Genomic DNA, 5291 nt, shown 5'->3' on the forward strand with positions numbered 1-5291 from the left:
CTGCGTCGGGATGCGGTGGCGAACGTTTGGCCGCTGCGCATCTATCTGCCCGCGATGGCGCTGGTGGTGATTGGCTTGCTGGCGCTGCTGATGGGTGGCAGCAAAATGCTATGGGCGCTGCTGGCGGGCGTGGTGATGCTGGCGCTACTGCTGGCGTTACTCGGCTGGGGCACCTTGCTGCTGCTGCGTCGGCTGGTGGTGCGCAATCTGGCGCTGCGGCTGGCGATTAACCGTCTGCTGCGTCAACCGGCGATGACGCTCAGCCAACTGGCGGCGTTTTCGCTGTCATTTATGTTGCTGGCGCTGCTGCTGGTGATGCGCGGCGATCTGCTGGATCGCTGGCAACAGCAACTGCCGCCGGACAGTCCGAACTATTTCCTGCTGAACATCACCAAAGAGCAGGTGCCGCAGGTGCGCGATTTCCTGAGCGAGCATCAGCTTAAACCGGAAACCTTCTACCCGATTGTGCGTGCGCGCCTGACAGAGCTGAACGGCAAAGAGGCCGATCCCAAGCTGGATAACGCGCTAAATCGCGAACTCAATCTGACTTGGCAAGCGGAGCGTCCGGATCACAATCCGCTGATTTCCGGTAACTGGCCGCCGCAGGCCGGTGAAGTATCGATGGAAGTGGAGTTAGCGGATCGTCTGGGCGTGAAGCTCGGCGATACCTTAACCTTCAGCGGCGACACGCAGCAGTTCAGCGCCAAAATTACCAGCTTGCGTAAGGTGGATTGGGAAAGTCTGCGGCCGAACTTCTTCTTTATCTTCCCGCCAGGCGCGCTCGATCAACAGCCACAAACCTGGCTGACCAGCTTCCGCATGGAGAGCAATCCGGCGCTGCTGGCGCAGCTTAATCGCGCATTCCCGACGCTGAGCCTGCTGGATATCGGCAGCATGATGCGCCAGATCGGTCAGGTGCTGACGCAGGTGAGTCAGGCGCTGGAAGTGATGGTGGTGCTGGTGACGGTATGCGGCGTGCTGCTGCTGCTGGCGCAGATTCAGGTCGGCATGCGCCAGCGTCGGCAGGAGTTGGTGGTTTACCGCACGCTCGGTGCCAGCAAGCGTTTGCTGCGCGGTACGTTATGGTGCGAGTTTGCGTTGCTTGGCGTGGTATCGGGGATTGCGGCAGCGCTGGGCGCGGAAGCGGCGCTGTGGGGCTTGCAGCGCAAGATCTTCGATTTCCCGTGGCAGCCAGACTGGACGCTGTGGATCGCCTTGCCGATCGGCGGCGCGCTGCTGCTCTCGCTGTGCGGTGCATGGTTGGGTATTCGACTGTTAAAACAGAAGGCGCTGTTCAGAAGCTTCAGTGCCGGATAAGCAAAACGATTTGTCTTAAATTTAAGTTCTGGTCTGTGTGAGTCGACTCATAAACGCAGACCAGACTTATTTAAGGCCCAACATGTCATCTCCACTTATCGTCAAATCCGTTGTTGAAATCGGCTGCTGTAAAGTCTGCCAGGGCGAAGCCACGCTGTATGGTGTGACCGATTTCAATACTGCCTGCTATGCGCAAAATGCCAGTCGCTACGTGTTTCCGCTAACCGGCGTGCCGATTTATTACCATCAGTGCCAAAGCTGCGGGTTGGTCTATACCCACGCGTTTGATGACTGGACGCCAGCGGATTATGCGCAGCATGTGTATAACGAAGGATATGCTGAGTTTGATCCCAATTATGAGATCGAGCGACCAAGCAAAAACCGTGATTTGATTTTGGCGTTATTCAAAAAATATAGCGGTAAAAAGATGCTCGATTACGGCGGAGGTACCGGCACGCTGGCGCGCTTAATGCAGGAAGTGGGCGTTGATATGGTGGCGTGGGATCCGTTTGTGCCTGGCGATTATCCAGAACTGAATTCGTATGAGTTTATGACTAGTTTTGAGGTGTTTGAGCACACGCCCGATCCGCACAAAACGCTGGCAGAAGTGTCAGGTTTTTTGAAGAAAGGCGGGGTGTTTTTCTTCAGTACCGGCACCACGGATGAAGTGAGCCATTTGGGAATGAATGATTGGTATATTGCGCCACGCAATGGGCATATCACGATTCATTCGGAGGCGTCGCTGAATGCATTGTTTAGCGCGCATGGTTTCCATATTACGCATCTGAATCGCTGGAGCCATGTGGCGATGAAGATGGTGGGGTAACCAAGTGCGCATTAATACGCACCCGAAACACCTGTAGGGTCGCCATTCATGGCGACCTGGCTAATCAAAGCTTCTCAACCGCCCACGCAATTCCGCTCGCATACGCTTGCGGCAACAACGGCACCAGCGCATTCAGCGCTGACGCCAGACGCCCATGATCGCTATCGGTCAGATTAAGGTGCCCAACCTTGCGGCCTTCACGCACCTCTTTGTCGTACCAATGCAGATGCACCAGCGGCTGTTGCAGCCACGCCAGATTCACATCGGTACCAATCAGATTCACCATCACCGACGGCGCAAACACCACCGGTTTTGGCAGCGCCAAACCTAACACCGCACGCAGATGCAGCTCGAACTGGCTGATTGACGCGCCATTCTGCGTCCAGTGACCGCTGTTGTGCACGCGCGGTGCCAGCTCGTTGATCAGCAGACCTTCTGGCGTAATGAAACACTCCATCGCCATCACGCCAACATACTTCAGCTCATGCATGATGGCGCTGAGCATCGCTTCTGCCTGCTGTTGCTGTGCGGCATCGGCCTGCGGAAACGCCACGCTGGTGCGCAGAATGCCGTCCTGATGCAGGTTATGCGTCAGCGGATAAAACACCGTGCTGCCATCGTGCCCACGCGCGCCGACCAGCGACACTTCGCCGCTGAAATTAATGCCTTGCTCAACGATGCATTCGCCGTAGCACTCATCCGGCAGCGTATCGGTTTCATTAGCGCGCAAACGCCACTGACCACGGCCGTCATAGCCGCCGGTTCGACGCTTCACAATCGCCAGTTCACCAAGTGTATTAAACACGGTTGGCCACTCGGCTTTATCGGCCAGCAGCTGCCACGGCGCGGTGGCGAGGTTCAGCTGATCCAGCAGCTGTTTTTGCGTCAGGCGATCGGCGAGACGCGGGAAAATATCGCGATTCACAAATGCCGGATGGCTCGCCAGTTCGCGGGTTAACGCAGTTTCCGGCCAGCGCTCAATCTCGGCGGTAATCACGCTTTCAGCGATGGGCAGCGCAGAAGGTTCTGCATCCAGACCCACCGGATAGACCGCGATGCCCAGCGGTTCACCCGCCTGGCGCAGCATGCGGCCTAACTGACCATTTCCTAATACGCAAACCGGCTTCATGCGTCCTCCCGCGGATCCGGGTTGTTCAGCACTTCATCAGTCTGCGTTTGACGCCAGTTGGCGATGCGCGTTGACAGCGCGCTGTCGTGGATCGCCAAAATCTGCGCCGCCAGCAGGGCAGCGTTAGCGGCACCGGCTTTACCAATCGCCAGCGTACCGACCGGAATGCCGCGCGGCATCTGCACGATGGAGTACAGGCTATCGACGCCGCTCAGCGCCGCGCTTTGCACTGGCACGCCCAGCACCGGCACCAGCGTTTTCGCGGCCAGCATGCCCGGCAAATGGGCAGCACCGCCGGCACCGGCGATGATCACCTGAAAACCATTATCGGCTGCGGTTTCCGCGAAGCTGAACAGTTTGTCGGGCGTACGGTGAGCTGAGACCACTTCAACGTGGAAGGGAACATCCAGGCTGTTAAGAATTTCCTCGGCGAACTGCATGGTAGCCCAGTCACTTTTGGAACCCATGACAATGGCGATACGGGCCGGGGCGGCGTTGGATGACATGCGGTCAACTCCTGTGAATATGCAAACGAACCTGGCCGGGCGGGCAGGCGAAGAAGGGCACAGAGAATAGCATGAGATGGCAGCAAGGAAAACGGTTGCGTAGGCGGAAAACGGGCATTGATGCCCGAATTTCAGAAGGGGAATTCGATCAGGCTGACGCCGCTGGCATCAAGCTGAATCATCGATCCGTTCTCATGCCAGGCACCGAGCACCGCGCGCTGGGCGCTTTCGCCGTGCAGCGTGAAGGGATGAATGGCGGGACGATGCGTGTGGCCGTGAATCAAAATCGGCACCTGCTGGCGCGTCATCGCGGCTTCCACTGCGGACTGATTAACGTCCATGATGCTGACCGACTTGTGCTGATTCGCCTGCTTGCTGCCATTACGCATACGCGCGGCAATGCGCATGCGCAGACGCAGCGGCAACGCGAGGAACAGGCGCTGCAACCAGCGCTGATGCACTTTAGCGCGAAAACGCTGATAGCCTTCATCGTCGGTGCACAAGGTATCGCCGTGCATGATCAACACCCGATGTCCGTAGAGATCGAGTACCTTTTCTTCCGGCAGCAGCGTCATGCCGCTCGCCCGCGCAAAACGCTGGCCGAGCAGGAAGTCGCGATTACCGTGGATGAAGTATTTCGGCACCGGCAGCGCCTTGAGCGCCGCAGCGATTTGCTGATGCAGCGGATTAGGATCGTCGTCGCCGATCCAGGCTTCAAACAGATCGCCGAGGATGTAAAGTGCATCGCAGGAACGCGCTTCACCCTGCAAAAAATGCAGAAAACCGGCAGTAATTGCCGGTTCTTCATTACACAGATGCAGATCTGCGATAAACAGCGTGCGCGACATTACTCGCTAACAGTCACTTTCTGGATGACAACGTCTTCAACCGGAACGTCCTGATGCATGCCGCTGCGGCCGGTTTTAACCGCTTTGATTTTCTCAACCACGTCCATGCCTTCAACCACTTCAGCGAACACGCAGTAACCCCAGCCTTGCAGGCTTTCGTCACGGAAGTTCAGGAAGTCGTTGTCTGCCACGTTGATGAAGAACTGGGCAGTGGCAGAGTGTGGAGCCTGAGTACGCGCCATCGCCAGCGTGCCTTTGGTGTTTTTCAGGCCGTTGTTCGCTTCGTTGCGGATGTCTGCTTTGGTATCTTTCTGCTTCATGCCAGGCTCAAAACCGCCGCCCTGAATCATGAAACCGTTGATTACGCGATGGAAGATAGTGTTATCGTAAAAACCTTCCGCGCAGTATTCCAGGAAGTTCTTCACGGTAGCCGGCGCTTTGTCATCGAAAGTTTTAATTACGATATCGCCATGGTTCGTCTGGAAAGTGACCATTATTTTCTTCCTGTCAAGGTTGTCGTCAGTGTCGCTGCCGCGCCTGCTAGGCGGCGAGGCATTTTTGTAGACGCTTCTTATATCACAATTTCCAATAACGCGTCAGTAACCGGACGGCAGTTGGCAACCGAGCGATGCACAAGTCAGAAAAATACGGCACAATAACCGGCT

General features: G+C 56.8%; 6 protein-coding genes. 2 read left to right on the plus strand and 4 right to left on the minus strand.

What is annotated here, in order from left to right; all coding sequences use genetic code 11:
* Both RTY00_RS12875 and RTY00_RS12880 read left to right on the plus strand, forming a co-directional pair.
* The coding region (locus tag RTY00_RS12875; RefSeq protein ID WP_312664717.1) for an FtsX-like permease family protein at nt 1-1317 on the plus strand (1317 nt) is incomplete at its 5' end.
* Between the two features lie 82 nt (nt 1318-1399).
* Nucleotides 1400-2143, plus strand: a complete 744-nt coding sequence (locus tag RTY00_RS12880) for a class I SAM-dependent methyltransferase (RefSeq protein ID WP_312664718.1) — start codon at nt 1400-1402, stop codon at nt 2141-2143.
* A 64-nt stretch (nt 2144-2207) separates the two neighbouring features.
* Here the strand turns inward: RTY00_RS12880 and purK are convergent, their stop codons facing one another.
* The 4 genes from purK to ppiB all read right to left on the minus strand — a co-directional run bounded on the left by purK (nt 2208) and on the right by ppiB (nt 5120).
* On the minus strand, nt 2208-3272 hold the full coding sequence (gene purK, locus RTY00_RS12885; RefSeq protein WP_312664719.1) for a 5-(carboxyamino)imidazole ribonucleotide synthase: 1065 nt from the start codon (nt 3270-3272) through the stop codon (nt 2208-2210).
* A complete protein-coding gene (purE, locus tag RTY00_RS12890) occupies nt 3269-3778 on the minus strand; it encodes a 5-(carboxyamino)imidazole ribonucleotide mutase (RefSeq protein ID WP_008103823.1) in 510 nt (169 codons plus the stop codon). The genes purK and purE overlap by 4 nt, the downstream gene beginning before the upstream one ends.
* Before the next feature lie 131 nt (nt 3779-3909).
* Nucleotides 3910-4626 carry a UDP-2,3-diacylglucosamine diphosphatase gene (locus RTY00_RS12895; protein WP_312664720.1) on the minus strand — a complete coding sequence of 239 codons (717 nt, stop codon included), beginning with the start codon at nt 4624-4626 and terminating at the stop codon, nt 3910-3912.
* On the minus strand, nt 4626-5120 hold the full coding sequence (gene ppiB, locus RTY00_RS12900) for a peptidylprolyl isomerase B (RefSeq protein ID WP_008103818.1): 495 nt from the start codon (nt 5118-5120) through the stop codon (nt 4626-4628). The genes RTY00_RS12895 and ppiB overlap by 1 nt, the downstream gene beginning before the upstream one ends.
* Between the last annotated feature and the right edge of the window lie 171 nt (nt 5121-5291).

The organism is Pantoea sp. CTOTU49201 (assembly GCF_032054795.1).
In the GTDB taxonomy this organism is placed as follows: domain Bacteria; phylum Pseudomonadota; class Gammaproteobacteria; order Enterobacterales; family Enterobacteriaceae; genus Pantoea; species Pantoea symbiotica.